23 protein-coding genes are annotated in these 25359 nt (G+C 70.1%); 10 read left to right on the forward strand and 13 right to left on the reverse strand.

Going from position 1 to position 25359, the window contains the following annotated elements:
* The first annotated feature begins 58 nt into the window (after positions 1-58).
* Together ACIPQB_RS09405 and ACIPQB_RS09410 are read left to right on the forward strand one after the other, a co-directional pair.
* A complete protein-coding gene (locus ACIPQB_RS09405) occupies positions 59-730 on the forward strand; it encodes a spermidine synthase (RefSeq protein WP_446484959.1) in 672 nt (223 codons plus the stop codon).
* Between the two features lie 11 nt (positions 731-741).
* Positions 742-1206 carry a RidA family protein gene (locus ACIPQB_RS09410; protein WP_446484960.1) on the forward strand — a complete coding sequence of 155 codons (465 nt, stop codon included), beginning with the start codon at positions 742-744 and terminating at the stop codon, positions 1204-1206.
* 30 nt (positions 1207-1236) lie between these two features.
* Here ACIPQB_RS09410 and ACIPQB_RS09415 read toward each other — a convergent pair whose 3' ends face one another.
* On the reverse strand, positions 1237-1647 hold the full coding sequence (locus ACIPQB_RS09415; protein WP_446484961.1) for a VOC family protein: 411 nt from the start codon (positions 1645-1647) through the stop codon (positions 1237-1239).
* A gap of 67 nt (positions 1648-1714) precedes the next feature.
* The gene (locus ACIPQB_RS09420) at positions 1715-2509 is read right to left on the reverse strand and encodes an SDR family oxidoreductase (protein WP_446484962.1); all 795 of its coding nucleotides are present in this window, start codon (positions 2507-2509) and stop codon (positions 1715-1717) included.
* A gap of 122 nt (positions 2510-2631) precedes the next feature.
* Here ACIPQB_RS09420 and ACIPQB_RS09425 point away from each other — a divergent pair, with 122 nt between their 5' ends.
* Together ACIPQB_RS09425 and ACIPQB_RS09430 are read left to right on the forward strand one after the other, a co-directional pair.
* Positions 2632-2805 (forward strand): hypothetical protein, encoded by a 174-nt coding sequence (locus ACIPQB_RS09425; protein ID WP_446484963.1) that lies wholly within the window; start codon positions 2632-2634, stop codon positions 2803-2805.
* 665 nt (positions 2806-3470) lie between these two features.
* Positions 3471-6602, forward strand: a complete 3132-nt coding sequence (locus ACIPQB_RS09430; protein WP_446484964.1) for a TonB-dependent receptor — start codon at positions 3471-3473, stop codon at positions 6600-6602.
* Positions 6603-6767: 165 nt separating this feature from the next.
* Here the strand turns inward: ACIPQB_RS09430 and smpB are convergent, their stop codons facing one another.
* Positions 6768-7226, reverse strand: coding sequence for an SsrA-binding protein SmpB (gene smpB / locus ACIPQB_RS09435; protein WP_446484965.1), 459 nt, complete (start codon positions 7224-7226; stop codon positions 6768-6770).
* Positions 7226-8110, reverse strand: coding sequence for a 4-hydroxy-tetrahydrodipicolinate synthase (gene dapA, locus ACIPQB_RS09440; RefSeq protein WP_446484966.1), 885 nt, complete (start codon positions 8108-8110; stop codon positions 7226-7228). The genes smpB and dapA overlap by 1 nt, the downstream gene beginning before the upstream one ends.
* A 253-nt stretch (positions 8111-8363) precedes the next feature.
* Here dapA and ACIPQB_RS09445 point away from each other — a divergent pair, with 253 nt between their 5' ends.
* On the forward strand, positions 8364-10523 hold the full coding sequence (locus tag ACIPQB_RS09445; RefSeq protein ID WP_446484967.1) for a transglycosylase SLT domain-containing protein: 2160 nt from the start codon (positions 8364-8366) through the stop codon (positions 10521-10523).
* Between the two features lie 35 nt (positions 10524-10558).
* On the opposite strand, the gene ACIPQB_RS09450 is transcribed toward ACIPQB_RS09445, so the two are convergent.
* The 4 genes from ACIPQB_RS09450 to ACIPQB_RS09465 are packed head-to-tail and all read right to left on the reverse strand — an operon-like array spanning position 10559 to position 13766.
* On the reverse strand, positions 10559-11329 hold the full coding sequence (locus tag ACIPQB_RS09450; protein WP_446484968.1) for an ABC transporter ATP-binding protein: 771 nt from the start codon (positions 11327-11329) through the stop codon (positions 10559-10561).
* Positions 11326-12369: a FecCD family ABC transporter permease gene (locus ACIPQB_RS09455; protein WP_446485111.1), complete on the reverse strand. Its 1044-nt coding sequence runs from the start codon at positions 12367-12369 to the stop codon at positions 11326-11328. The genes ACIPQB_RS09450 and ACIPQB_RS09455 overlap by 4 nt, the downstream gene beginning before the upstream one ends.
* The gene (locus tag ACIPQB_RS09460; protein ID WP_446484969.1) at positions 12309-13127 is read right to left on the reverse strand and encodes an ABC transporter substrate-binding protein; all 819 of its coding nucleotides are present in this window, start codon (positions 13125-13127) and stop codon (positions 12309-12311) included. The genes ACIPQB_RS09455 and ACIPQB_RS09460 overlap by 61 nt, the downstream gene beginning before the upstream one ends.
* A gap of 3 nt (positions 13128-13130) precedes the next feature.
* Positions 13131-13766, reverse strand: coding sequence for a TetR/AcrR family transcriptional regulator (locus ACIPQB_RS09465; RefSeq protein ID WP_446484970.1), 636 nt, complete (start codon positions 13764-13766; stop codon positions 13131-13133).
* A gap of 165 nt (positions 13767-13931) precedes the next feature.
* Between ACIPQB_RS09465 and ACIPQB_RS09470 the strand changes: the two genes are divergently transcribed.
* The 4 genes from ACIPQB_RS09470 to ACIPQB_RS09485 all read left to right on the forward strand — a co-directional run bounded on the left by ACIPQB_RS09470 (position 13932) and on the right by ACIPQB_RS09485 (position 17528).
* Positions 13932-15350, forward strand: a complete 1419-nt coding sequence (locus tag ACIPQB_RS09470; protein ID WP_446484971.1) for a glycosyltransferase — start codon at positions 13932-13934, stop codon at positions 15348-15350.
* The gene (locus ACIPQB_RS09475) at positions 15347-16249 is read left to right on the forward strand and encodes a class I SAM-dependent methyltransferase (RefSeq protein ID WP_446484972.1); all 903 of its coding nucleotides are present in this window, start codon (positions 15347-15349) and stop codon (positions 16247-16249) included. Before ACIPQB_RS09470 ends, ACIPQB_RS09475 begins: the two co-directional genes overlap by 4 nt.
* Before the next feature lie 5 nt (positions 16250-16254).
* Positions 16255-17046 (forward strand): TrmH family RNA methyltransferase, encoded by a 792-nt coding sequence (locus ACIPQB_RS09480; protein WP_446484973.1) that lies wholly within the window; start codon positions 16255-16257, stop codon positions 17044-17046.
* A gap of 176 nt (positions 17047-17222) precedes the next feature.
* On the forward strand, positions 17223-17528 hold the full coding sequence (locus ACIPQB_RS09485) for a DUF3892 domain-containing protein (protein ID WP_446484974.1): 306 nt from the start codon (positions 17223-17225) through the stop codon (positions 17526-17528).
* A gap of 71 nt (positions 17529-17599) precedes the next feature.
* On the opposite strand, the gene ACIPQB_RS09490 is transcribed toward ACIPQB_RS09485, so the two are convergent.
* The 4 genes from ACIPQB_RS09490 to gyrA form a co-directional block, all read right to left on the reverse strand.
* Positions 17600-18229, reverse strand: coding sequence for a hypothetical protein (locus ACIPQB_RS09490; protein WP_446484975.1), 630 nt, complete (start codon positions 18227-18229; stop codon positions 17600-17602).
* Positions 18230-18244: 15 nt separating this feature from the next.
* The gene (locus tag ACIPQB_RS09495; protein ID WP_446484976.1) at positions 18245-19498 is read right to left on the reverse strand and encodes a papain-like cysteine protease family protein; all 1254 of its coding nucleotides are present in this window, start codon (positions 19496-19498) and stop codon (positions 18245-18247) included.
* An 861-nt stretch (positions 19499-20359) separates the two neighbouring features.
* Positions 20360-20848, reverse strand: a complete 489-nt coding sequence (gene coaD, locus ACIPQB_RS09500; protein WP_446484977.1) for a pantetheine-phosphate adenylyltransferase — start codon at positions 20846-20848, stop codon at positions 20360-20362.
* A 50-nt stretch (positions 20849-20898) separates the two neighbouring features.
* Positions 20899-23667: a DNA gyrase subunit A gene (gene gyrA / locus ACIPQB_RS09505; RefSeq protein WP_446484978.1), complete on the reverse strand. Its 2769-nt coding sequence runs from the start codon at positions 23665-23667 to the stop codon at positions 20899-20901.
* 104 nt (positions 23668-23771) lie between these two features.
* Between gyrA and sodC the strand changes: the two genes are divergently transcribed.
* Entirely contained in the window at positions 23772-24290 is a 519-nt protein-coding gene (gene sodC / locus ACIPQB_RS09510; protein WP_446484979.1) for a superoxide dismutase[Cu-Zn], read from the forward strand.
* A 148-nt stretch (positions 24291-24438) separates the two neighbouring features.
* Here the strand turns inward: sodC and ACIPQB_RS09515 are convergent, their stop codons facing one another.
* Positions 24439-25359: a DMT family transporter gene (locus ACIPQB_RS09515; RefSeq protein ID WP_446484980.1), complete on the reverse strand. Its 921-nt coding sequence runs from the start codon at positions 25357-25359 to the stop codon at positions 24439-24441.

Raw genomic sequence — 25359 nt, forward strand, 5'->3', positions numbered from 1 at the left:
TTGAACGTCGCGCCGGCAGGGCCTTGCGTCAAGCGGGCGATGGGTGTGAGGAACGCCCATGATCCCCTGGCAACACCTGGACACCGCGCAGGTCCCCGGCGACGGCGGCGCGCTGAAGCTGATGCGGCGCGGCGACGAATATTCGATCATGGCCGGGCCGATCGAGCTGATGAACAGCCGGCTCAGCGGCTCGGAGGAGGCGATGGCCGCCCTCGCCTTCCAGCGCATCGGCGACCGTCCGGGCGCGCGGGTGCTGATCGGCGGCCTGGGCATGGGCTTCACCCTGCGCGCCGCCCTGGCCGCCTTCGGGCCCGACGCGCGGATCGTCGTCGCCGAACTGGTCCCCGCCGTGGTCGCCTGGGCCCGGGGGCCGCTCACCGGGCTGCACGGCGACAGCCTCGACGATCCCCGCGTCAGCCTGCACCTGGGCGACGTCGGCGAGGCGATCGGCGCCGGCGAGGCGGCCTTCGACGCCATCCTGCTCGACGTCGACAACGGCCCTGGCGGCCTCAGCCGCAAGGAGAACGACGGCCTGTACAGCCCTGCCGGCTTGGCGACCGCCCGGCGCGCCCTGCGCCCCGGCGGCGTGCTGGAGGTCTGGTCCTCGACCCGCGACCACGCCTTCACCAAGCGCCTGCAGCGGGCCGGCTATGCGGTCGAGGAGATCGGCGTCCGCGCCCACCGGGGCCGCGGAGCCCGGCATGTGATCTGGATGGCGGTGCGGCCTTGAGGGAGACGATGATGAAGACGATCCTGACGATCCTGGCCGGCGCGACGGCGCTGGCGAGCGGCCCGGCGATGGCCCAGACCGCCGTCGTCCGCGACAACCCGCCGGGCCTGTTCACCAGCCCGCGCTTCACCAATGTGGTCGAGGTCCCGGCCGGGACCCGCCTGGTCTTCGTCTCGGGCCTGACCGCCCAGGGGCCCGACGGCGCGGCGCCGAAGGAGCCTCAGGCCCAGGCCGACGCCGTGTTCGGCAACCTGCGCACCGCCCTGGCCGCGCGCGGCCTGACGCCGGCCGACGTGATCCAGGTCCGCGCCTTCCTGGTCGACATCGCCACCACCCTGCCTGCCTACCGCAAGGCGTATGGCGACTTCATCGGCAAGGCTCCGCCGCCGGCCAGCACCGCGGTCGGCGTCGCCGGCCTGGTGCGCCCCGACCTGCTGCTGGAAGTGGAACTGGTCGCGGCCAAGCCGGGGCGATAGGCGCGGCCGTCTCCCCTACCCGCCAGCCCCCTAGTCCCACCTGATCACCACGCTGTCGGCCGACCGCTCGGCGGGGCCGTGGAACACCGCCTCGATATTGTTGCCGTCGGGGTCGTAGGCGAAGGCGGCGTAGTAGCCGGGGTGGTAGGACCGCTCGCCCGGCCCGCCGTTGTCGCGGCCGCCGTTGGCCAGGGCCGCCGCGTGGAAGCGCCTGACCGTCTCCTGGTCGCGGGCCTGGAAGGCCAGGTGCACGTGGCTGGCCGGCTCGCCGCCATCGACCCACAGCTCGTCGGCGGAGAAATAGTCGCCGCCGGGGTGGCTGCCCTCGACGACGGGCACGCCGACAGCCTCGAGCACGGCCTTGTAGAACCGTTTCATGGCCGGCAGATCCTGAGTGCGCAGGTGGATGTGGTCGACCAGCCGACCGCGATGAAGTTCCATGGGAGGCTCCCGCCGTTGTTGCGGGATCAAACGTGGCGGGTCCCGTCCGGTTTCCGGCGGTGTCCCCTCAGAACAGGCTCTTGGTGTAGCCGCCGTCGATGCGGATCGTCTCGCCGGTCAGGAAGCCCGCCCGGGTCGAGCAGAGAAAGGCGACCAGGGCGCCCATCTCCTCGGGACGCCCCCAGCGGCCGACCGGCAGCATGGTCCTGTACCATTCGGCGGTCTTCACCCCCGTGCCCGAGGCGCGGTATTCCCGCGACAGCTCGCTGTCGAACGGGCCGGTGGCGATGGTGTTGGCGGTGATCCCGTCCGGCCCGAACTCCTGGGCCAGGCTCTTCATCAGGGCGGCGACGGCGACCCGGGTATTGACCGCCGGCATCGGGTCCTCCAGGTGCGGCGTCTTCATGGCGATCGAGCCGATATTGACCAGCCGCCCCCAGCCCGCGCCCCGCATGGCCGGGATCACCGCCCGGGCCAGCCAGACCTGGCTCATGACGAAATTGGTGTGGGTCTCGGCGAACACGTCGTCGGCGCAGTTGTCGAAGCCGCGGCCGCGCTGGGTGACGGGATCTGGAAACGGTCCTGGCGAATTGACCACCAGCACCTGGCAGTCGCCATAGGCCCTTTGCGCCGCCTCGACGATCGTCGCGCAGCCGGCCGCGTTGGTCATGTCCGCAGTCACGCCGGTCGCCTCGCCGCCGGCCGCGCGGATCGCCGCGACCGCCTCGTCGACCTTGGCGGCCAACCGGCCCGACAGCACCACGCGCGCGCCCTCGCGGGCCAGCTCCTCGGCCACGCCGCGCCCGCAGCCGCGACTGCCGCCGGCGACGATGGCGACCTTTCCGCTCAAGCCCAGGTCCATCACGCGCTCCGTTGACGAGCGCCCATTCTGTCGAAGCGCGGCGGGATGGCGACGCCCCGGCCTAACCGATCGCAAGCGCGATCCTCGTGGCTATCCCACTGAAACCACCCCAGACATCAAAGATGCACGCTCACTTCCCGACGCGTCTGGTGACTGAAAAAGCTGAAAAAGAGTGTGTGTCCCTCCTTCGTGTCCCTCCTTCGAAGACCGTTCGAAATGTCGACGCCAAGGCGTACTCGAAGAAGGCGCTGGTGATCCGCGAGGACGCCGCGTCGAAACGCGCCAGCGCCCGGTGAAGCGGCCGCTCGGCGTTGAGACTGACGGACGGCAGGTCGCCGATCCCGGCGCGGCGCCGGCTCGGCCTCACAGGGTCAACTTGATCCGCGGGGCGACCGTCCTCGGCGCGCCCGGCGTGATCCAGACGTTGCTGTAGGAGCTTTCTAGGTAATCGGCGTCCAGCAGGTTCTCGGCGTCCAGGCGTCTGGTAGCCCAGGTTCAGCCGGCCGCGACGAGCGCTTGGAACGTCCACGTTCAGGCGATCGGCCGGTTCGTCGGCCTGGTCGCGATCCGAACGGGGTTGACGGTCGGGCTTTCAGACACGCGCCGCGCGTTCGAGAGTCGCTGCGCGGATGCCCTGACCCGGGCGGTTCGAACAAGTCATCAGATGACCTCCTTCCTTTGGTAAGGCCAATATGGCGCGTCCTGGACGTCATTCAGGGTAAACTTTGTCATTTTGGGACGGGCGGCGCCTCTGACTCCAAGCCCCTCTCCCTCGACGTGCAAAACTTGGTACCGGTATCTTGACGGGTGGTCAGGCCGCGTGACAATGATATCAGACCATAGAGTCGACGAGGTCTGATCTCTGTCGTCCAGGGTTCCCAACCCCAAAGGGGTCGGGATGGTCGCAGGACCCAAGAAGCAAATTAGGCGCGCCGAAGCGTGCGCTTTGGGAGGGATCATCATGACGAACACGACGCCCGTAGTGGGTCGCAGGCGGACGCTGAAGGGCGCGCTGATCGGCGCCACGATCCTGGCGGGGCTGAACGCCTTGCCGGCGGGAGCTCGGGCGCAGGAGGCCGCCGCCAATCCGCCCCGGAAGGCCGCGGAGGAGTCTTCGGTCGTCGAGGCGGTCGTCGTCACCGGCTACCGCCAGTCGCTCGAGAATTCCGCCAACGCCAAGAAGAACACCACCAACTTCATCGACTCGATCTTCGCCGAGGACATCGGCAAGTTCCCCGACCTGAACCTGACGGAGTCGCTGCAACGCCTGCCTGGCGTCCAGATCGACCGCGACACCTCCGGCGAGGGAACCTACATCAACGTGCGCGGCCTGAGCGCGGGCTTCACCGTCCTGACGGTCAACGGTTTCGCCATCAGCACCTCGGCCAACGGCTTCAACGAGGGGCGCGGATCCAGCCTCGACATTCTGCCCTCGGAACTGTTCCGGCAGCTGACCCTCAGCAAGTCCCCGGTCGCCAGCACCGTCGAAGGCGGCACGGCGGGCTCGGTGGACATGCAGCCGGTCCACGCCTTCGATCGCAAGGGCTTCCACCTGAACCTGCAGGCCCAGGGCTCCTACCAGGACGTCAACAAGACGGCGACGCCCCGCGTCGCCGGCATCGTGAGCAACACCTGGGAAGGCACCCGGATCGGCGACTTCGGCATCCTGCTGGCGGGCGCCTACGCCCAGAAGGACTATCGCAGCGAGATCTTCAACACGGTCGGCTATACGACCATGAACCTGGGCGCGGCGTGCCGCAGCACCACGTTCGGCTGCAACTCGCTGATCCTGGACCCGTCGAGCGCGCCCGCGACGAACCGCACGGCCGGATACGGCGGCGGCGCGGGCGCGACCCTGACGACGATCCCCCGAAACGTCCCGCCCGAGCTGGGCCTGGGCGCGTTCGGCTCGCCCCTGGTCCAATGCGGCAATGGCGCGCCGGGCGGGACCTCGGGCCTGTCGTGCCAGGACCTCAGCTACGTGATCGTGCCGCGCCTGGTGCGGGCCGAGCAGGTGGTCGGCAGCCGCGACCGGACCACCGGCATGCTGAACCTGGAATGGCGACCGACCAAAAAGCTGCGGTTCAAGTTCGACTCGATCCTGTCGGAGTCCAACAACGACTTCCAGCAGCACGACGTGATGCTGACGGTCCGCAGCTACAACAACAACATCCCGATCAAGTTCGCGACCGACCAGAACCACGTCCTGACCTCGGGCACGTTCGGCAACGCCTATTTCCTGAACCAGAGCACCGACGCCCAGACCCACACCAAGCTGTTCTACCGCTCGCTGTCGGCCGAGTGGGACATCGCCAGGAACCTCAAATTCTCCATGGCGGGCATGATCAACACCGGCAAGTTCAGCAACTATTCGCTCCAGACGACCCTGCAGTCGGCGGCCGGGCAGGTCCAGCCGACCGTCTACGCGCCCGGCGTCACCGCGCCGGCGGGGGGCGGGCCGTCCTCGAATCTGACGCCGCTGAACACCGGGCAGTACGCCGTCTACAGCTACACGCCCGGCGACCTGACGCCGCGCCTGTCGTCCAGCATCGACCTGCCGACCTATACCGGCTGGAACTGGAACAGCATCCAGATCGCGCCGAACAAGCAGGACCTGGAGCAGAAGTCGTTCCGCGCCGACCTGGTCTGGGGCGACGCGCGCTGGGTCGCCGTCTCGGCCGGCGTCATGAGGTCGAAGTTCGACCGCCATATCGCCACCTGGAACACGTCCGAATGCGCGTTCCGCAACAACTGCACCTCGGCCTTCACCTCGACGGAGACCTCGTTGCTGGGCGCCGTGCCGAACACGGCGATCGCGCAGTACCTGACCGACCTGCCGTCCATGAACCTGTTCAAGGGCGCGCCGATCGACCCCGGCTTCAATAATGGCTGGAAGGTCATCGACTTCGACAAGCTGCGCAAGGCGGTCAATTTCGACTACTACATGAAACAGACCAACCCGGGCGATCAGCCGGCCAACTACCTGAACACCTATTCGCCGCGGATCCTCACCGAGGAGACCACGTCGGCCTATCTGATGGCGGAAGGCCGCCGCGAGATTTTCGGCCGCGACCTGCGCTTCAACACCGGCGTGCGCTATACCGAGACCGAGCAATCGGTGGCCGGCATTGTCAACGACTTCCTGGTCGGCGGCGGCAACCGCACCTCGCCGTCCACGAGAAGCGACAGCCACAACTGGCTGCCCAGCCTGAACCTGGCCTATTTCCTCACCGACACCCTGGTCGTGCGCGGCGCGGCGGCCCGCACCGTCACACGGCCCAATCCCCAGGACCTGGCGCCGAGCTTCGGCCTCAGCCTGGACGGCGACGTCTTCACCAAGGGCAATCCGGGGCTATCGCCGTTCTACGCCAACAACTACGACTTCGGCCTGGAATGGTATCCGCGGTCGCGCACGGTGGTGACCTTCAACATCTGGGGCAAGGAGATCTTCGACTATCCCGCCACCCTCGACGTCAGCACCCCCTTCGCCGAGACCGGACTGCAGTTCGACCGGCTCAGCGACCGCCAGAAGACCGGCATCACCAACCTCGGCGGCGGCGATCCCAACAACGCCCGGGTCACCGTGCGGCAGAAGCTGAACTCCGACGTCGTGGTCAAGCTGCTCGGCCAGGAGGTGCAGTGGAACCAGCCCCTGGACTTCATCCGCAAGGGGCTGGGCTTCAGCGCCAACCTCACCCACATCTCGCAGTCGCTATCGGGCCAGGTGCCCGCCAGCTTCAATCCCAAGTCGCTGATCTCGGGCCTGGCGCCCTGGACCTATAACGGCACGCTCTATTACGAGCTGAACAACGGCTTCTCGGCCCGCCTGTCCTACACCCACCGCGACGCCAACCTGCAGACGGTCTGCCCCTGCAACAACGTGCCGGGCGATCTCTACTCGACCGCCACCAACTACATGGACGCCCAGGTCAGCTTCCGCGTGCCGGGCTACAAGCAGGCCCAGGTTACGCTCCAGGCGCAGAACCTGCTCAAGCAGGTGCAGCTCAACCGGTACGAAAACCGCGACTCCATGCCCGACGGCGCGACCTATGCAGGCCGCACCTTCGTGGTGGGCGTGCGAGCCAACTTCTAGGGCGGCCCCCCGCTCGCCCAGGACCGCGATCGCCGCCGCCGCTTACTCCTCCGTAAAAAGGGGACACGCACTTTCCCTGCGGCTTGGGTCATGGTGCCTGAGCTGGAGGGATTAGCTCTGGAGAGGGACGCACACTCAATCCCCCCGCTGGAGACGCCCGCCCCCTCAGTCCCCCCGGTCGCCCTTCATCAGCCGGGCCTTGTCGCGCTGCCAGTCGCGGGCGGCTTCGGTTTCGCGCTTGTCGTGGTTCTTCTTGCCCTTGGCCAGGCCGATCTCCAGCTTGGCCAGGCCCTTCTCGTTCCAATAGAGCTTGAGCGGGATCAGGGTGCGGCCGTCGCGCTGCACCGCGCCGATCAGCTTGTCGATCTGCTTGCGGTGCAGCAGCAGCTTGCGGTGCCGGCGCGGCTCGTGGTTGAAGCGGTTGGCGTGGCCGTAAGGCGGGATGTCGGCGTTGATCAGCTTGATCTCACGCCCTTCCACCGAGGCGTAGGACTCGGCGATATTGGCCCGGCCGACGCGCAACGACTTCACCTCGGTGCCGGTCAGCATGATGCCGGCCTCCATGGTCTCCTCGATGAAATAGTCGTACCGCGCGCGGCGGTTCTCGGCGATCGGCTTGGTCATCAGACCAGACCCGCCTCGTGCATGGCCTCGAGGATGGCGGGCTTGACCGCGTCGTCGCAGGGCGCGATCGGCAGCCGCGTGTCGGGCTCGCACAGGCCAAGATGGGCCATGGCGAACTTGGTCGGCGACGGCGAGGCGTCGAGGAACAGGGCCTTGTGCAGCCGCACCAGCCGGTCCTGCCAGTAGAGCGCGGTCTCCCACTGGCCGCCCAGGCAGGCGTTGATGAAGGTGGCGCAGGCGTCGGGGGCGACGTTGGAGGTCACCGAGATCACCCCGTGGCCGCCATGGGCGATGTAGCCGAGCGCGGTCGGGTCGTCGCCGGTCAGCATCACCCAGTCGGGACCGCACATCAGCCGCTGCAGGCTGGCGCGGGCCAGGTCGCCGGTGGCGTCCTTGATCCCGATGATGTTGGGCAGCTGGGCCAGGCGGGCCAGGGTCTCGTTGCTGATGTCGGTCCCGGTGCGGCCGGGCACGTTGTAGACGAACACAGGCAGCTGGACGGCGTCGTTGATCGCCCGGAAGTGCGCATACAGGCCCTCCTGGCTGGGACGCACATAGTAGGGCGTCACCACCAGGGCCGCGTCGGCGCCGACCGCCTTGGCGTGGGCGACCAGCTCGATCGCCTCGGCGGTCGAGTTGGAGCCGGCCCCGGCGATCACCGGCAGCCGGCCGCGAGCGGTGTTGACGCACAGCTCGACCACGCGCCGGTGCTCGTCGTGCGACAGGGTGGCGGTCTCGCCGGTGGTGCCCACCGGCACTAGGCCATGCACGCCGCCGGCGATCTGGCGCTCGACCAGGGCCACGAACGCTTTCTCGTCCACCGCGCCGTCGCGGAAAGGCGTGACCAGCGCCGGGAGGACGCCCTTGAACGGAGAATGGACCATGACTTGCAATTTGCCGTGACAACGCGCCGCGACGATCGCGGCCTGAGGATGGGGGCGGACAATATGTCCCGCTCCCCCGGTCCCGCAACCGGTCCATCATGATGGAAGTGCGATTTGCGACCGTTCGGAGGGGGTCAAACGCCCGCGAAGCGGTCTATACCCGATCAAACGGCGCCGAGCCGCCGCAAATCGGCCGTTCCTGTCCCGCAAAGACAGGAAATAAGCGGCAGCATGAATCAAAGGAGGCCGCGTCTTGGCGTCAGGATTGCGTAAAGTCTTGCTCGGCGGCGCCGGCGTGGTCACGGCCTTCGGGGTCGCGGCCGCCCACCAGGCGCTGGGGCAGGACTCCGCCGACCTGCCCAGCGCGCCCCAGCCCTATACTGGCTCGGCCACGCCGCGCGGCCTGATCACCACCCCGCCGACCGCGGTCTACGCCACCCCGGCCGAGGCCGACGCGGCCAATCTGCGCCTGGCGGTGACCAGCCGCGACCCGGCGACCATCCGCGCGGCGATGAGCGGCATCCAGGATCCGCTGTCGCGCAAGATCGCCCTGTGGGCCCTGGTCGACGCCGGCGCCGAGACCCTGAGCTTCTTCGAGCTGGACCAGGCCCGGCGCGACCTTGCCGGCTGGCCGCGCGCCGCGCGCCGCGACATCGCCGCCGAGAAGGCCCTGGCCATGTCGGGCCTCGACGCCCAGCGGATGATCGCCTGGTTCGGCGGCCGCGATCCCAAGACCCCCGAAGGCGCCATGACCCTGGCGGCCGCCTACCAGGCCGCCAGCCAGACCTCGAACGCCTCCAACCTGATTCGGCGGTTCTGGCGCGAATCGGTGTTCGAGGCCGACGCCCAGCGGGCCATGCTGGCGCGGTTCGGCCCGCTGCTGACCGCCGACGACCACGCCCGCCGCGCCGATATCCTGCTCTACGGCGCCCAGGGCCCGGCCGCCCGCGACATGGTCGCCCTGCTGCCCTACGACCAGCAGGCCCCGGCCCTGGCCCGCATCGCCCTGCGTTCCAACGCCGCCAACGCCAGCGCCCTGTTCTCGGCCCTGACCCCGACCCAGCAGCAGTCGCCGGGCGTGGCGTTCGAGCGCGCCGCCTATCTGCGCCGTTCGGGCCTGGACACCCTGGCCCTGCCGCTCGTGGCCCTGTTCCCCGCCCCGCCGCCGACCGCCGACGCGGCCTCGGCCGTCTGGCGCGAGCGCCGCGCGCTGGTGGTTTCGGCCCTGAAGAACGGCGACAGCGCCGGCGCCTACGCCGCCGCCAACGCCCACCTGAAGGACGGAGCCGACGCGGCCGAGTCCGAGTTCTACGCCGGCTGGATCGCCCTGACCCGCCTGAAGAACGCCGACGCCGCCGCCGACCACTTCGGCCGCATCGCCGAGATCGGGGCCTCGCCGATCACCCGCGGCCGCGCCCTCTACTGGCAGGGCCGGGCCGCCGAGGCCCAGGGCGATCCCATCGCCGCCCAGGCCTTCTATGCCGAGGGCGCGCGCTACATCACCACCTTCTACGGCCAGCTGGCCGCCGAGAAGGCCGGGATCAAGGAGATCCGGCTGGACAAGGATCCGGTGATCACCACCGCCGACCGCACCCGCTTCGAGGGCCGCGAGCTGGTGCGCGCCGCCCGCACCCTGGCCACCGTCGGGGCCCGCGACGCCTTCCGGGCCTTCGTGCTCTATATCGACGACCAGCTGCCCTCGGCCGAGGAGGAGGCGCTGCTGGTCGACCTGGCCCGCGCCTATGGCGACCAGGACCTGGCCATGCGGGCGGTGCGCACCGCCGCCCAGCGCGGCTTCATCCTGGCCGAGCGCGGCTATCCGCTGCTGGACCAGCACTTCACCCCCGGGCCGGGCGCGGCCGAGACCGCCTTCGTCTATTCGATCTCGCGCCAGGAGAGCAATTTCGACCCCAACGCCCGCTCGGCGCCGGGGGCGCGCGGCATGATGCAGCTGATGCCGGCCACCGCCGCCATCGTCGCTCGCCAGCTGGGCGAGGCCCACAGCGTCGATCGCCTGTCCGACCCCGTCTACAACATGCGCCTGGGCTCGACCTATCTGGGCAGCATGGTCAACAATTTCAGCGGCTCCTACATCATGGCCGCCGCCGCCTACAACGCCGGCCCCGGCCGCCCGGCCCAGTGGGCGACGCTGTGCGGCGATCCGCGCGGCGCCGCCACCGACCCGCTCGACTTCATCGAGTGCATCCCGTTCTCCGAGACCCGCAACTACGTGATGCGCACCCTGGAGACGACCATGGTCTATCGGGCCCGCCTGAACGGCAATGTCGCGCCCCTGACCCTGTCGAGCGACCTCAAGCGCGGCGGCTACAGCTACGCGACCTCGGCCCCGATCGGCGGCTCGACCCCGTCGACCACGGCGATCCCGCAGGGCGGCTACGTGCCGGGGACTTAACCGCGTTCCTTCTCCCGCAAGGAGAGAAGGAAGGGTCAGGAAGGAGCCGGAGTCCGCCGCTTCGCCGCCACCACCAGCCCCGCCGGGGTCTCGACCAGCGCGCCATCGAGCTTGAACACCTTCGCCAGCACCACCGGCGACAGCGCTTCAAGCGGCGTCCCGCAGGCGGCGACCCGGCCGTGGTCGAGCACCAGCACCCGGTCGCAGGCTCGCGCCGCCAGGCCCAGGTCGTGCAGGGTGACGACCACCGCCGTCCCGGACTGGGCCTGGGCCCGCAGCAGGTCGAGGGTCAGCAGCTGGGCGTCGGGATCCAGACCCGCCACCGGCTCGTCGGCGACCAGCAGCGGCGCGCGGGTCGCCAGCAGCCGGGCCAGCAGCACCCGGGCCCGCTCGCCGCCCGACATGTCGAGCACGCCGCGCTCGGCCAGGTCGGCGATTCCGACCCGGCCCAGGCGCTCGCGGGCGACGGCGACGGCCTCGGCCGGCGGCAGGTCGGGCGCGCCCAGGGCGGCGACGTCGACGGCCGGCAGGTTCCAGGCCAGGCGGCGTTCCTGGGGCAGATAGCCGACCCGCCGGGCCCGCTCGACCGGGTTTAGTTCGCCGACCGGCCGGCCGGCCAGCAGGGCCCGGCCCGCCTCCAGCGGCATCAGGCCCAGGCCGGCCCGCAGCAGGCTGGTCTTGCCCGCGCCGTTGGGGCCGACCACGCCCAGCACCTGGCCGGGCGCGACCTCTAGGGACGCGCCGTCCAGCACCAGGGCGTTGCCGCGCCGGGCCCTGGCGGCCTCGATGGTCCAGGCGGCGGTCACGACCGCCAGCTCCGCGCCGCGCGCCAGGCCAGCAGGGCGAAGACCGGCGCGCCGAACAGGGCGGTGACCACGCCCAGCTTCAGCTCCTGCTCGGTGGGGATGACCCGGGCGGCCAGGTCGGCGGCGACCAGCAGCAGGGCCCCGGCCAGGGCGGCCGGCCGCAGGATCCGGCCCGGATCGTCGCGCGCCGCCGCCCGCACCAGGTGCGGCGCGGCCAGGCCGACGAAGCCGATCACCCCCGCCGCCGCCACCGCCGCCCCGGCCAGCAAGGCCGAGCCGGCCACCGCCGCCACCCGCAGCCGGGCCATCGGCAGGCCCGACATCTGGGCCGCCTCCTCGCCGAGGGTCAGCATCCGCAAGCCGCGGGCCGAATAGGCGCACAGCCCCGCCCCCACCGCCATCGGCGGCAGGGCGCGCAGGATGTCGGTCAGGTCGCGGTTCTCGACCGAGCCCATCAGCCAGGCCAGCACCTCGGCCACCGCCACCGGCGAGGGCGACAGGTTGAAGACCAGGGCGGTCAGGGCCCCGGCGAAGGCCGACAGCGCCACGCCGAACAGGATCAGCACCTCAGGCTCGCGGAACCGCGCCGCCAGTCCGACCACCACCGCCCCCGCCAGCAGGGCCCCGGCCAGGGCGCAGGCCTCGACCGCCCCCGGCAGGGCCGCCAGGCCGCCGGCGATGGCCAGGGACGCGCCCAGGCCGGCGGTGGCCGAGACCCCCAGCACCCCGGGCTCGGCCAACGGATTGCGCAGCAGGCCCTGCATCGCCGCCCCGGCCAGGCCCAGGCCCGCGCCGATCAGGGCGGCCATGGCCACGCGCGGCAGCCGGATGGTCCACAGCACCTCGCCCGGCGGCGAGCCGGGGTCGGTCAGGGCCTGGTGATACTGGGCCGCGCTCAGCGGGCTCTCGCCCAGGCTCACGGCCACCGCGGCGATCGTCAGCAGGGCCAGCAGCAGCAACAGTTCGAGATGCCTCACGCTCATCGCCGCGTCGCCTCCGCCAGGCGTTCGGCCCCGTCGGCGGCGAACCAGGCCGAGCAGCCCAGCATCGCCCCCGGCAGCGAGGCCACGACCCGGCCCTGGGTCGCCTTGCGCAAGGCCGCATGCCGTCCCGGCCCCCAGCGGTCGGCCCCGGCCCGGGTCAGGTCGAAGAAGCCCAGCACCACCGCCTGCGGTGGGGCCAGCACCAGCCGCTCCAGCGGCGCGGGGGCGAAATAGGGTCCAGTGGCGGCGTTGGCGAAGCCGGCGGCCTTGAACATCGCATCGATCATCGTGCCGGACCCCGCCGTATAGCCGCCCGGCGTCAGGTAGAAGGCCCGCCGTCCCCGCCCCGCCCCGGCCGCCCGGGCCAGCTTGCCGTCCATCCGCGCCAGCAGCGCCTCGCCGGCCGCCGGACGGTTCAGGGCCGCAGCCACGCGGCGGACATTGGCGCGGACGCCATCAAAGTCGGAAACGTCGTCGAGGCTGACGGTGCGGATCCCCCGCCGCGCCATCGCCGCCACCAGCCGCGGATCGCCGCCCCACTGGCGGACCACGATGTCGGGCTGCGCGCCCAGCACCGCCTCGATCGTCGTCCGCCGGCGCGGCAGGCCCCTGGCCTCGGCCCGCAGGAACGAGTCCGGAGCCTGGGCGCGGGGCGACAGGCCGACCACCGCCTCGCGCGGGGCCAAGGCCAGCACGTACTGGTCGGCGCAGGAATCCAGCGACATCACCCGCTGGGCGGCCGCGGGGCTGGCGCCCACGGCGCAGGCCAGGGCGATCGCGCCGCCGGCGAACAGGGCGGCCAGGGGCGCGCGCATGGCTCAGTCCGTGACCAGGCCGTACAGCAGTCCGTCGAGGGTGACCTTGATCAGCTCCTCGGGCGCGGCCCAGTGGCGGTCGGGCATGGTGATCAGCAGCGACACCATGCCGTGGCAGGCCGCCCACAGCACCTGGGCGGCGCTTTCGGCTGAACCCGTGCGCAGGCGGCCGGCGGCGGCGATCTCGCGGATCGGGCCGCTGAACTCCTCGAAGCAGCGGTCGCCCAACTCGGCGGTCGCGGCCTGCTTTTCCTTGGAGATCGCATCGCGCGAGCCGCAGAACACCAGCTGGTAGGTGTTGGGATTGTCCAGGGCGAAGCGCATATAGGCTTCCAGCATCAGCCGCACGCGCGCGACAGCGTCGATCGGCCGGTGGGCGATGTCGAGATTGACCGCCAGCAACTGGCCGATCGCCCCGTCGCCGATCTCCAGCAGGATCTGGTCCTTGTCGCGAAAGTGCATGTACAGCGCCGTCGACGACACCCCCACGGCGTCGGCAATCTTGCGGATCGTCGCCCCGGCATAGCCCTCGGCGATGAAGATCTTCTCGGCCGCGGCCAGGATCTCGCCGCGCCGCAGATGGCCGTCTCCCTTGGGCTTGCGCGCCGACTTGTGCGGCTTCTTCAACGCGATCGTCACGATCCGGCGTTCCCCATGATGTCCCCGGCCGATACTAAACGGGAATCACCCATTCGCCGCAACTCCGGCTGAAAATCCGCAAAACGCTAGTTTTTATATTTGACACGTTTGGGTTGAAGATTCGCAATCTGCTCGCTGGACCTGGACAGGCGCGGCGGGGGAGCGATGGCGCGGGAAGAACGAGACCAGCGGCCGGTGGCGGCGCGCGCGACGGTGGCCGCGGGAGCGGACAGGCCCGCCCCGCCCCTGCCGGACGGCGCCCACCGGCGGCTGTCGCCCGCCCAGGGCCTGCTGCTGATCGGCCTGGCCATCGCCGTGGCGATCCTGGCGGCGACCCGTCCCGCCCTGCTGGCCGGCCTGTTGCACGGGACCTTCCTGATCGGCTTCTCGCTCAGCGCCGTGGTCAAGCTGGTCGCAGCCTGCACGCCGCGCGCGACGCGGACGCCGCCGTCGCCGGACGAGGCCGCCCTGCCCATCTACACCGTGATCGTGCCGCTCTATCGCGAGGCCTCGGTGGCGGCCGAGCTGGTCGAGAACCTGTCGCGCCTGGACTATCCGCGCGACCGCCTGCAGGTGCTGGTCGCCCTGGAGGCCAAGGACCACGAGACCCAGGCCGCCTTCCGCGCCCTGCCCCTGCCGACCTTCATCCAGGTGCTGATCGTGCCGCCCGGCTCGCCCCAGACCAAGCCGCGAGCCTGCAACCACGCCCTGGAGCGGGCCCGCGGCGCCTTGGTGGTGATCTATGACGCCGAGGACGCGCCGCATCCGGGCCAGCTGCGCGAGGCCGCCGCCCGCTTCGCCGCCGAGGGCCCGGACCTGGCCTGCCTGCAGGCCCCGCTGCGCATCGAGGCCGACCGGCGGTTCATCGGCGACCAGTTCGCCCTCGAATACGCCGTGCAGTTCGAGGTGCTGCAGCCGGCCCTGGCCCGCTGGGGCCTGCCCTTCCCGCTGGGCGGCACCAGCAACCACTTCCGGGCCGAGGCCCTGCGCGCCATCGGCGGCTGGGATCCCTACAATGTCACCGAGGATGCCGACATCGGCTTTCGCCTGGCCGCCGCCGGCCTGCGGCTGGGGGTCATCGCCTCGCCGACCCACGAGACGCCGCCGACCCTGCGGCCCTGGTTCCCGCAGCGCGCCCGCTGGGTGAAGGGCCATATCCAGACCCTGGCCGTGCACCTGCGCGGCCCCGCCGCCCGCAGCCCGCGCGGTCTGGCCGCCCTGGCCCTGACCCTGGCGCTGTCGGTGGCCTCCTCGCACCTGCATGGGCCGCTGTTCTTCTGGCTGCTGGCCAAGCTGGTCGGGGCCGCGCTCGGCCTCCACGCCCACGTCGCCGGCCAGGACCTGGTCGTCCTGGCCTTCGGCTGGGCCTGCGCCTCGATCGCCGGGGTGCGCGGCCTGGAGCGGGCCGGGCTCAAGCCGCGCTTCCTGCCGCTGTTCGGGGCGGTGCTGTACTGGCCGCTGCAGAGCCTGGCGGCCGGCAAGGCCGCGGTGCAGTTCGTGGTCGCGCCGTTCCACTGGGACAAGACCCCGCATACGCCCCGGACTGGACGGGCCTTGCCCGGAGCGCGTATTGGCGGGGCATGACTCCGACCGTCGCCGCCGCTCCCATCGTCATGCGCACCACCGGCTGGGCCGACTACGCCCTGCTCGACAGCGGCCATGGCAGGAAGCTGGAGCGCTATGGCCGCTACACCGTGGTGCGCCCCGAGCCGCAATGCTTCTGGGCCCCGCGCCTGGCCGCCCAGGCCTGGGACGCCGCCGACGCCGTCTTCGACCCCAGCGACGAGGACGAGGCCGGCCGCTGGCGCTTCAAGGGCAAGCCGCTGGAGAAGTTCCCGCTCGCCTGGGGCGAGGCCAGATTCCACGGCCAGTTCACCCCGTTCCGCCACCTGGCCTTCTTCCCTGAACAGGCCGCCAACTGGGCCTGGCAGGACGCGCGGGTGCGGGCGATCAAGAACCGCCAGCCCAAGGTTCTGAACCTGTTCGGCTATACCGGCGTGGCCAGCCTGGTCTGCGCCGCCGCCGGCGCGGCCGTCACCCATGTCGACGCCAGCAAGAAGTCGGTCGGCTTCGCCCGCGACAACGCCGCCTTCGCGGGCCTGGCGGACAAGCCGATTCGCTGGATCGTCGAGGACGCCCGCCGCTTCGTGGCCCGCGAGGTGCGGCGGGGCTCGCACTATGACGGGATCATCCTGGACCCGCCGAAGTTCGGCCGCGGGGCCGACGGCGAGGTCTGGCGGCTGTTCGAGGACCTGGCCGAGCTGACCCATAACTGCGCCCAGATCCTCAGCCCCGACGCCTCGTTCCTGCTGATGAACGCCTATGCCGCCCGCGTCTCGGGCGCGGCGATGTCGGGCCTGCTGGCCCAGGAGCTGCAAGGGCGCGGCGGGGTGATCGACTGGGGCGAGCTGTCGCTGGTCGAGGAAAAGGGCGACCGTCAGATCGGCCTGTCGTTCTTCGCGCGCTGGGCTTCGGAAGGGTGACTGCGATGACCGCCAAGACCGTCACCTCGCTGAGCAACGCCACCGTCAAGGCCGTCCGCGCCCTGCACATGCGCAAGGAGCGCGAGGACAGCGGCCTGTTCCTGGCCGAGGGCCTGAAGATCGTGATCGAGGCGATCGACTGCGGCCACGCCCCCAAGATCCTGATGTACGGCCGCGACGCCGCCGACCATCCGATGCTGCAGAAGGCCTCGCAGGCCTGCTTGAAGTCTGGCGGAGAAGTCATTGAGGTCAATCGCGAAATCCTCGAGAAGGTCTCGCGCCGCGACAATCCCCAGGCCGTGGTCGGGGTGTTCCGCCAGGTCTATGCCCCGCTCAGCGCCATCGTCCCGGAAAGCGCGCCGTGCTGGGTGGCGATGCAGGCCGTGCGCGATCCCGGCAACCTCGGCACGGTGATCCGCACCGCCGACGCGGCCGGCTGCGGCGGGGTGATCCTGGTCGGCGACTGCGTCGATCCCTATTCGGTCGAGGCGGTGCGGGCGACCATGGGCTCGATCTTCGCGGTCAAGATCGCCAAGGCGACGATCAGCGAGTTCCTGGCCTGGCGCGAAACCTGGCCCGGCTCGGTGATCGGCACCCTGCTGACCGCCACCGTCGACCACAAGAGCGCCGACTATGTAAAGCCGTCGCTGATCCTGATGGGCAACGAACAGCAGGGCCTGCCGCCGGAACTGGCCGCCGCCTGCGACGTCAACGTCAAGATCCCAATGCGCGGCCGGGCCGACAGCCTCAACCTGTCGGTGGCGACCGGGATCATGATCTATACGGTGACGGGATAGGCCATCGTCCCGGCGGCGACCCGCCCCGATACATCGGCGCCAAAACCTGCTAGGGTGGCGGCGCGCTGACGTCAGCGCCATTCCCCCAGAGGAACAGCTCTCCCCTGCGTTCCCGGCCTGGCGCCTCGCCGAGCCGGGCCGCCGATGCGCACGTCGCGCGAACTGAAGAAGACACCATGGTCAAAGCCAAACGCGCCGAAATCACTTGCGCCGCCCAGAACGGACGGCACAGCCCCTATGACCGGATCACCCATGTCGGCGGCGGCGTCGCCAAGCCGTGGAAGCTGTCGATCAAGGCGGCGATCAAGCTGGTCGACAGCGGCGCCTGGCAGTTCTACGTGACCCGTGACGGCGGACCGGTGAAGGTCGAGGCCCAGACCAGCCGCACCGGCAGCCGCTACCTGAAGACCGCCAACGACCGCAATGAGCCTTTCGACCTGCTGGCGCTTCCGGACTGCCCGGTCGACGAGGTCGTTTCCTAGAGCTCGGTCGTGCGCCAGACAGAACGCGCACCGCCGCGCGTACGTCCCCGTCTGGCGCCGGACCGTTCCCCCTACCCGCCCTTGTCCGGATCGGTCTCCCGCAGCATGCGGTCGGCGGCCGGCCTCAGGGCGGCGTTGAATTCGTCGAGCGTATAGCGCTTGCCCGCGGTCAGCGGCGACATCGGGCTCTCCTCGGGGATGACGACGTCCGGTTCGCCGTCGCGGCCCTTGAGCCACAGGGCCGACAGGCTGAGCGCCGGCACCCGGATCATCGCCAGGTCGAAGTTCTTCGGCGAGGCCCGGCTTTCGGTCTCCACCGCCCGGATCCGCTTGCCCAGGGCGGCGATGTGGGCCCCCTCGGTGACGGCCGAGAAGGTCTGGCTGTGGGCGTCGATGTCGGCCAGCGCCACTGGCGCGTCGTCATCCTCGTCGTGCAGCATGTGGGTCCACAGCCGGACCGGCGTTTTCCGGATGTCGTGATGGGCGACGATCTGGTCCAGGCCCAGGACATGCACCGGGGCGGCGATCGGTTCGGGCGCGGCGGGCGGCGGCGCGCCCGGCCGTCGCCGCAGGTGCAGGTCGACCGCCGCGCTGATCCGCGAGGCGTGGGTGGCGACCGAGGCCCGGTTGGCGATCCGCGGCAGGGCCGCGTCGAGGGCCTGGGTCGAGGCGGGGGGCGGCTGAAGGAAATGGAGGGGCATGGGGCTCTCCCGCGCTCAAGGCTTGCTGAAGTAGGAGGTGGTCCAGCTGCCGGACCCGTTATAGCTGTTGACCAGCGTATTGTAGTCGACCAGCGAGGTCGTTCCCGAGCCGCAGTCGGACACCCAGACCAGGCTGTTGTCCTCGGTGCCGGTGGCGCAGATGAAGTGGGCGCCGCCGCCGCTCCAGGCGACCCGGATGCCCAGCGGCCGGCCCTGCAGCACCTGGGCCTCGATATTGGCGAAGCTGGTCGTGCCGCCGCTTGAACTGGCCAGGTGGCCGGTGCGCTGGAAGGCGTCCGACAGCGAGCCGTAGACGTTGCACGGCCCCGAAGCGCCCGCCCCGCAGCAGTCGGTGCGGCTGAGCTGGCCGTTGGCGATCAGGCACTGGGTCCAGGTGCTGGCCGGATTATAGAACTTGGCGACGCTGGCGCCGGTGGCGGCCCAGCACCAGTTGGCCTGGGTCTGCTTCTGCATCGAGAAGCGCAGCACCACGTCGACCGGGTCCTCGCCCGCCCAGCCGGTCACAAACCGCGGCTGGAAGCCCTGGCCGGTCAGCTGGTCGAACTTCAGCTGGTAGGTCGGGCCGGTCATGCCGTGATGGGCGATCGAGGCCACGGCCTGCTTCTGCCAGAGGCCGGCATAGATGTCCTTGCCGCCGACCGCCGCGGCGCCGCCGCAGACCAGGTCATAGCCCTGAGCGGCCAGGTCGTGGCTGGTGGCGCGGAAGGCCTGTTCGCTCTGGTGATGGCGCGCCACCCAGGGCGGCCCAGGCGACTTCTCCCAGATGGCGGCGTAGCGGTCCTGGCCGCCGGCCGCATAGATGCTGATCCAGGTCAGGCGGTAGCCCTGGCCGAAAAACTCGTCGAAGGCCTTCTGGTAGTCGGCCGAGCTCAGCCCGTGGCGGGCGATCCAGGCCGGGCCGTCGATCTTTTCCCAATAGGCGGCGTAGCGGTCCTGGCCGCCGACGCCGTAGCCGTTGACGAACCGCAGCCGATAACCCTTGTGCGAGAAATCGTCGAACGCGTGCTGGTAGTCGCCCGACGACAGGCCGTGCCGCGCCGCCCAGGGCCCGCCGTCGCGCTTGTCCCAGATCGCCGCATAACGGTCCTGTCCGCCGGACTCGTAGCCGCTGATCGACCGCAGGCGAAAACCCTGGGCGGTGAAGTCGTCGAAGGCGTGCTGGTAGTCGCCGGACGACAGTCCGTGGCGCGCCACCCACGGCGTCGCCGGCCCCTTGTCCCAAGAGGCTACGAAGAGATCCCTGGCCATTGTCGCGTTTCCTCACAATCCCTCTTGGCGTCAGGCGTGCAATCGCCCGCGCCCGTTTTGGGGCGCTTTTGTAAAGCTTGACTGTGGAAAGCTCATCGGAGCGCAAAGACGCCCCCGGTACGGGACGGGTCGCCGCGCTTCGGGAACAATAAACTGAACCGCCGGCGAATTTACCCATCGCGGTTGAAAAGTATACTGCTAATTCCCGCCATGGTAGTTAATGGCGGTGATTTGAACTTATCAGTGCGATGGGTGCGACGTCCCCCGCCGGGCCCCATCTCTCCTTCTCCCCTTGCGGGAGAAGGAAAAGGCGCTCCATCCCCGCGGTTTGCGGGGATCGACGCTGGTCGAGCCCAACAATTTCAACGCCCTGCGATTTTCTCGCTTTTTTCCATCCTCACCCTCTCAGGTCGGCCCGATAATGCTCGCACCCAAGAGCACGGGGAGGGCGCACGTACGGCGACCGATGCGGCTCCTGGGGGTGGTCGAGCGGGGCGTGTCCGTCGGCCGGTTGCGCGGAGCCCTTCGGGCCGGCGCGGGAGGGTGGAGGATCCGGATGGACCTTCAATTTCCCGGTCGGACGGCGGGAACACCTCCGCGGATCCGAAAGACGATCGCTACAGGCGCGGGCTGAAATCGCCCGCGCGGTCCGGAAGGTCAGCCAGCCTTCCGCCCGTCGGGGGCCTCCATCGGAGCGGGTTAAAAATCCGCGGCCCGAAGGCTTCCGGATAACGGTTCCACGCGAAGCGCCTGCACTTCGTCGAAACGGTAACAAACATCAAAGCTACTCCGGGCGGAGCCCGGGCGCTTCGCACCCTCCCCATCCCATCGCAGCTTCGGCGCGTGAGCGCAGAGCCGCGCCTATTTCCGCAACTTGACCAGCAGCTGGTCGGCCACGCCCGGCGGCACGAACTTGTGGACGTCGCCGCCCAGGGCCGCGATCTCCTTGACCAGGCGCGAGGCGATGGCCTGGTGGCGGGGGTCGGCCATCAGGAACACCGTCTCGATCTCGCGGTCGAGCTGCTGGTTCATCGCCGTCATCTGGAACTCGTATTCGAAGTCGGCCACGGCCCGCAGGCCGCGGACGATCATCTGAGCCTCGACCTCGCGGGCGAAATGCATCAGCAGGCTGTCGAACGGCCGCACCTCGATCTGGGCGATCCTGGTCAGGTGCGCCGTCTCGCGCTGCAGGATCTCGACCCGCTCGTCCAGCGTGAACAGCGGGCCCTTGCCGATGTTGACCGCCACCCCGATCACCAGCTTGTCGACCAGCTTGACCGCCCGACCGATGATGTCGAGGTGGCCGTTGGTGACCGGGTCGAAGGTCCCCGGATAGAGCCCGATCCGCATGCAATCCCCCTCACCCGGGCTTGCGCCCGCTGGCCCTTGCTCTGGGTCGCTTACGAGGTCTCGTCCGCCTCGTTTTCGTCGCCCGTGGTGTCGTCGCCGCCGGTTTCGGCGAGACGCTCGACGCTGACGACATGTTCGTCGGCGGCCGTGCGGAAGATGGTTACGCCCTGAGTATTCCGCGCCGCAACACGAATTTGCGAGACCGGCACCCGGATCAGCTGTCCGGCGTCGGTGACCAGCAGGATCTGGTCGCTGTCCTCGACCGGGAACGAGCCGACCAGCTTGCCGCCGCGCTTGCTGAGGTCCTGGGCGGTGAGGCCCTGGCCGCCGCGGCCGGTGCGGCGATAGTCATAGGCGCTGGTGCGCTTGCCGAAGCCCTCGGACGACACCGTCAGCAGGATTTCCTCGGCCGCGCCCAGTTCGGCGATCCGTTCGGGGGTCAGGCTGGCTTCGCCGCCGTCCTCCTCGCCCTCCTCCGGAGCCGCCGGCGCCTCGTCGCCCTCCTCGCCCATCGCCCGGGCCATGGCCCGCTGGTGCTTCAGATAGGCGGCGCGTTCGGCCGGGGTGGCGTCGACATTGCGCAGTACGCTCATCGAGATGACGCTGTCGCCCGGCGCCAGGCGCACGCCGCGCACGCCGGTGGAGTCGCGGCTAGCGAACACCCGCACCTCGTCGGTCGAGAAGCGGATGCAGCGGCCCGAGGCGGTGTTGAGCAGGATGTCCTTGCTGCTGTCGCAGACGGCGACGCCGACGATGCCGTCGCCTTCATCGAGCTTCATGGCGATCTTGCCGTTGCGGCGGACGTCGACGAAGTCCGACAGCTTGTTGCGGCGTACGCTCCCCGAGCGGGTGGCGAACATCACGTCCAGGCCGTCCCAGGTGGCCTCGTCCTCGGGCAGGGTCAGGATCGAGGTGATGGTCTCGCCCGGCTCGATCGGCAGCAGGTTAACGAAGGCCTTGCCGCGGCTGTTGGCGACGCCTTGCGGCAGGCGCCAGACCTTCATCTTGTAGACCTTGCCGCCCGAGGTGAAGAACAGCAGCGGCGCGTGGGTCGAGGCCGAGAACACCCGGGTGACGGCGTCCTCGGTCTTGGTGGCCATGCCCGACTTGCCCTTGCCGCCCCGGTGCTGGGTGCGGTAGGCGGCCAGCGGCGTGCGCTTGACGTAGCCGCCGAGGGTGACGGTGATGACCATGTCCTCGCGGACGATCAGGTCCTCGTCCTCGACGTCGGCGTCGCCGTCGACGATGGCGCAGCGGCGCGGGATGGCGAACCTGTCGCGCACCTCGACCAGCTCGGCGCGGACCACGGCCATGATGTGGGCGCGGTCCGACAGCAGGTCCAGATAGCCGCGGATGGCTTCCGACAGGGTGGCGGCCTCGTTGCCGATCTCGTCGCGGCCCAGGCCCGTCAAGCGCGACAGGGTCAGGGCCAGGATGGCGCGGGCCTGCTCGTCGGTCAGGCGGATCAGGCCGCCCTCTTCCTGCACGGTGCGCGGGTCGGCGATCAGCTCGACCAGCGGCAGCATGTCGCCGGCCGGCCACGACTTGGCCACCAGCCGCTCGCGGGCCTCGGTCGGGTCCTTGGACGAGCGGATGATGTGGATGAACTCGTCGATATTGGCCACGGCGATGGTCAGGCCGACCAGCACGTGGCCGCGGTCGCGGGCCTTGCCGAGCTCGAACTTGGTCCGCCGGACCACGACCTCTTCGCGGAACTTGACGAAGACCTCGATCAGTTGCTTGAGGCCCATCTGCTCGGGCCGCCCGCGGTTCAGGGCCAGCATGTTGACGCCGAACGAACTCTGCAGCGCCGTGAAGCGGTAGAGCTGGTTCAGGATCACCTCGCCCGAGGCGTCGCGCTTCAGCTCGACGACGATGCGCATGCCGTCGCGGTTGCTCTCGTCGCGGATGTCCGACACGCCCTCGATGCGTTTGTCGCGGACCATCTCGGCGATGTACTCGACCAGGTTGGCCTTGTTCACCTGGTAGGGGATGGCGGTGATGATGATGGCCTCGCGGCCGGTGCGGATCTCCTCCACCGTGGCCAGGCCGCGCATGATCACCGAGCCGCGGCCGGTCAGCAGCGCCTGGCGCGGGCCGGCCCGGCCGATGATCTCGCCGCCGGTCGGGAAGTCGGGGCCCGGCACCAGGTCCAGCAGCTGGTCGGCGGTGACGTCCGGCTGGTCGATCATCAGCAGGCAGGCGTCGATGATCTCGCCCAGGTTATGCGGCGGGATGTTGGTGGCCATGCCGACGGCGATGCCGCCGGCCCCGTTGACCAGCAGGTTGGGAATCCGCGACGGCAGGACGACCGGTTCCTGCTCCTTGCCGTCGTAATTGTCCTGGAAGTCGACCGTGTCCTTGTCGAGGTCGGCCAGCAGCGACATGGCCGGCGGGGCCATGCGGCACTCGGTGTAGCGCATGGCCGCGGGCATGTCGCCGTCGACCGAGCCGAAGTTCCCCTGCCCGTCGATCAGCACCAGGCCCATCGAGAACGACTGGGTCATCCGCACCAGGGTGAAGTAGATCGAGGCGTCGCCGTGCGGGTGGTACTTACCCATCACGTCGCCGACCACGCGGGCCGACTTGACGTAGGGCCGCTCGGGCGTCTGGCCCTGTTCGTGCATCGAGAACAGCACCCGGCGGTGCACCGGCTTGAGACCGTCGCGCGCATCGGGCAGAGCGCGGCTGACGATCACGCTCATCGCATAGTCGAGATAGGAGCGGCGCAGCTCGTCCTCGATATTGATGGGGGTGACGTCCCCGCGGGGCCCCGGTCCGGAGGGGGACCCAGGGATAGTGTTTTGATCGTCGTTCAAGGGGATTTTTCGCCGTCAGAATCGAACACGGAACCGTGGGAAACTGTTAGCATTCGCTTAGCGCCTGCGCCACCTTCGCCTCCCCAAACGCCGGAGTCCTTCCCATGCGCCTTTCTGTCCTTGTCCTGACCGTCGGCCTGCTCACGGCCGCCCATGCCTCGGCTGCGACCTCCTCGGCGACCGCCGAGCTCAAGGGCGCCGACGGCAAGGCCCTGGGGACCGCCGTCCTCACCGAGGCCCCGCACGGGGTGCTGCTGCGCATCGAGGCCAAGGGCCTGACCCCGGGCTGGCACGGCCTGCACTTCCACGAGAAGGGCGACTGCGGCGCTCCGGACTTCAAGTCGGCCGGGGCCCACGTCCACACCACCAGCGCCGTGGTCCACGGCCTGCTGAACCCGGACGGCAACGACAACGGCGACCTGCCCAACCTGTTCGTCGCCGCCGACGGCGCGGCCAGCGTCGAGCTGTTCTCGCCGCTGGTGTCGCTGGACGGGGCCGGCGGCCGCCCGGCCCTGCTCGACGCCGACGGCTCGGCCATCGTCGTCCACGCCAGCCCCGACGACTACAAGACCCAGCCGATCGGCGGCGCCGGGGCGCGGGTGGCGTGCGGGGTGGTGAAGTAGATGGGTATCCCTTCCCTCCCCATTTTGGGGAGGGTGGCCCCGAAGGAGTCGGGTGGGGTTCGGTGCAGAGCGCTTGTGGGGCGGTGAAGCCCTACCCACCAGCTTCGCTGGTCCCCCCTCCCCAAATTGGGGAGGGACAAGCAAAGAACTAAATCGCCTCCCCCGCCGCCGGCCCCGCCTTCTTCCCCGTCAGCGCCACCAGCGCCACGCCGGCCAGGGTGGCGCTGGCGCCGATCGCCAGCTGCGGCGACAGCACGTCGCCCATGAAGACCACCCCGATGGTGCAGGAGACCAGCGGCGTCAGCAGGAAATAGGGCGTCACCCGGCCCGCCTCGCGGCGCTGGACCAGCCAGAACAGCAGGGCGCTGGCCCCGATGGTCGAGACCACGCCGGCGAAGGCCACGCAGGCCCAGGCCAGGGGCGAGGCTGTGGCGACCCGCCGACCGATGTCGGGCTCGAAGCCGAACGACATCGCCAGCAGCGCCGGGGCGGCGACGACCGCGGTCATCGCCTGGACCTTCAGCGGCTTGACGCCGGGCGTGCGGCGCACCAGCACCGTGGCCAGGGCCCAGCAGGCCGAGGCGATCACCGCCAGCACAATGGCCGGCAGGTCGGCCGCCCCGTGCGGGTCCAGGCTCATCCAGGCCACGCCGGCGAAGGCTGTGACTAGGCCGGCGACCGCCAGGGGCTTCATGGTTTCGCCCAGCAGCCGCCAGGCCAGCAGGGCCGTGAATGGGATCCACAGCTGGCTGGCCACCACCAGCGGGCTCAGCGACCTGGCCATGCCGAAGGCGACATAGATGATCCCGAAATGGATCGGTCCCGACAGCAGGCAGATGGCCAGCATCCGCCCGCGCGACGGGAACGGCGGCTTCAGGAACGGGAACAGAAAGGCCAGGGCCAGGCCGAAACGCAGCGCCCCGACCAGCATCGGCGGTAGCTCCGCCGTTGCCACCTTGGCCGCGGCGTTGTTCAGGCCCCAGACCAGGATGACGGCGGCGATGGCCAGGCGCTCGAGGCCGGAGAGCGGCCCGCTCTGGGGGCCGCCTTGAAGGCTGGGGGTAGACAT

The organism is Caulobacter sp. LARHSG274 (genome assembly GCF_052871235.1).

Excerpts from the sequence above, each read along its gene's own strand:
- ACIPQB_RS09515 (WP_446484980.1), bottom strand. The coding sequence starts at position 25,359 with ATGTCTACCCCCAGCCTTCAAGGCGGCCCCCAGAGCGGGCCGCTCTCC.
- ACIPQB_RS09480 (WP_446484973.1), top strand. The coding sequence starts at position 16,255 with ATGACCGCCAAGACCGTCACCTCGCTGAGCAACGCCACCGTCAAGGCC.
- ACIPQB_RS09495 (WP_446484976.1), bottom strand. The coding sequence starts at position 19,498 with ATGGCCAGGGATCTCTTCGTAGCCTCTTGGGACAAGGGGCCGGCGACG.
- ACIPQB_RS09410 (WP_446484960.1), top strand. The coding sequence starts at position 742 with ATGAAGACGATCCTGACGATCCTGGCCGGCGCGACGGCGCTGGCGAGC.
- ACIPQB_RS09425 (WP_446484963.1), top strand. The coding sequence starts at position 2,632 with ATGCACGCTCACTTCCCGACGCGTCTGGTGACTGAAAAAGCTGAAAAA.
- ACIPQB_RS09415 (WP_446484961.1), bottom strand. The coding sequence starts at position 1,647 with ATGGAACTTCATCGCGGTCGGCTGGTCGACCACATCCACCTGCGCACT.
- ACIPQB_RS09420 (WP_446484962.1), bottom strand. The coding sequence starts at position 2,509 with ATGGACCTGGGCTTGAGCGGAAAGGTCGCCATCGTCGCCGGCGGCAGT.
- sodC (WP_446484979.1), top strand. The coding sequence starts at position 23,772 with ATGCGCCTTTCTGTCCTTGTCCTGACCGTCGGCCTGCTCACGGCCGCC.
- ACIPQB_RS09460 (WP_446484969.1), bottom strand. The coding sequence starts at position 13,127 with ATGCGCGCGCCCCTGGCCGCCCTGTTCGCCGGCGGCGCGATCGCCCTG.
- ACIPQB_RS09405 (WP_446484959.1), top strand. The coding sequence starts at position 59 with ATGATCCCCTGGCAACACCTGGACACCGCGCAGGTCCCCGGCGACGGC.
- ACIPQB_RS09485 (WP_446484974.1), top strand. The coding sequence starts at position 17,223 with ATGGTCAAAGCCAAACGCGCCGAAATCACTTGCGCCGCCCAGAACGGA.
- ACIPQB_RS09470 (WP_446484971.1), top strand. The coding sequence starts at position 13,932 with ATGGCGCGGGAAGAACGAGACCAGCGGCCGGTGGCGGCGCGCGCGACG.
- coaD (WP_446484977.1), bottom strand. The coding sequence starts at position 20,848 with ATGCGGATCGGGCTCTATCCGGGGACCTTCGACCCGGTCACCAACGGC.
- smpB (WP_446484965.1), bottom strand. The coding sequence starts at position 7,226 with ATGACCAAGCCGATCGCCGAGAACCGCCGCGCGCGGTACGACTATTTC.
- ACIPQB_RS09475 (WP_446484972.1), top strand. The coding sequence starts at position 15,347 with ATGACTCCGACCGTCGCCGCCGCTCCCATCGTCATGCGCACCACCGGC.
- dapA (WP_446484966.1), bottom strand. The coding sequence starts at position 8,110 with ATGGTCCATTCTCCGTTCAAGGGCGTCCTCCCGGCGCTGGTCACGCCT.
- ACIPQB_RS09430 (WP_446484964.1), top strand. The coding sequence starts at position 3,471 with ATGACGAACACGACGCCCGTAGTGGGTCGCAGGCGGACGCTGAAGGGC.
- ACIPQB_RS09490 (WP_446484975.1), bottom strand. The coding sequence starts at position 18,229 with ATGCCCCTCCATTTCCTTCAGCCGCCCCCCGCCTCGACCCAGGCCCTC.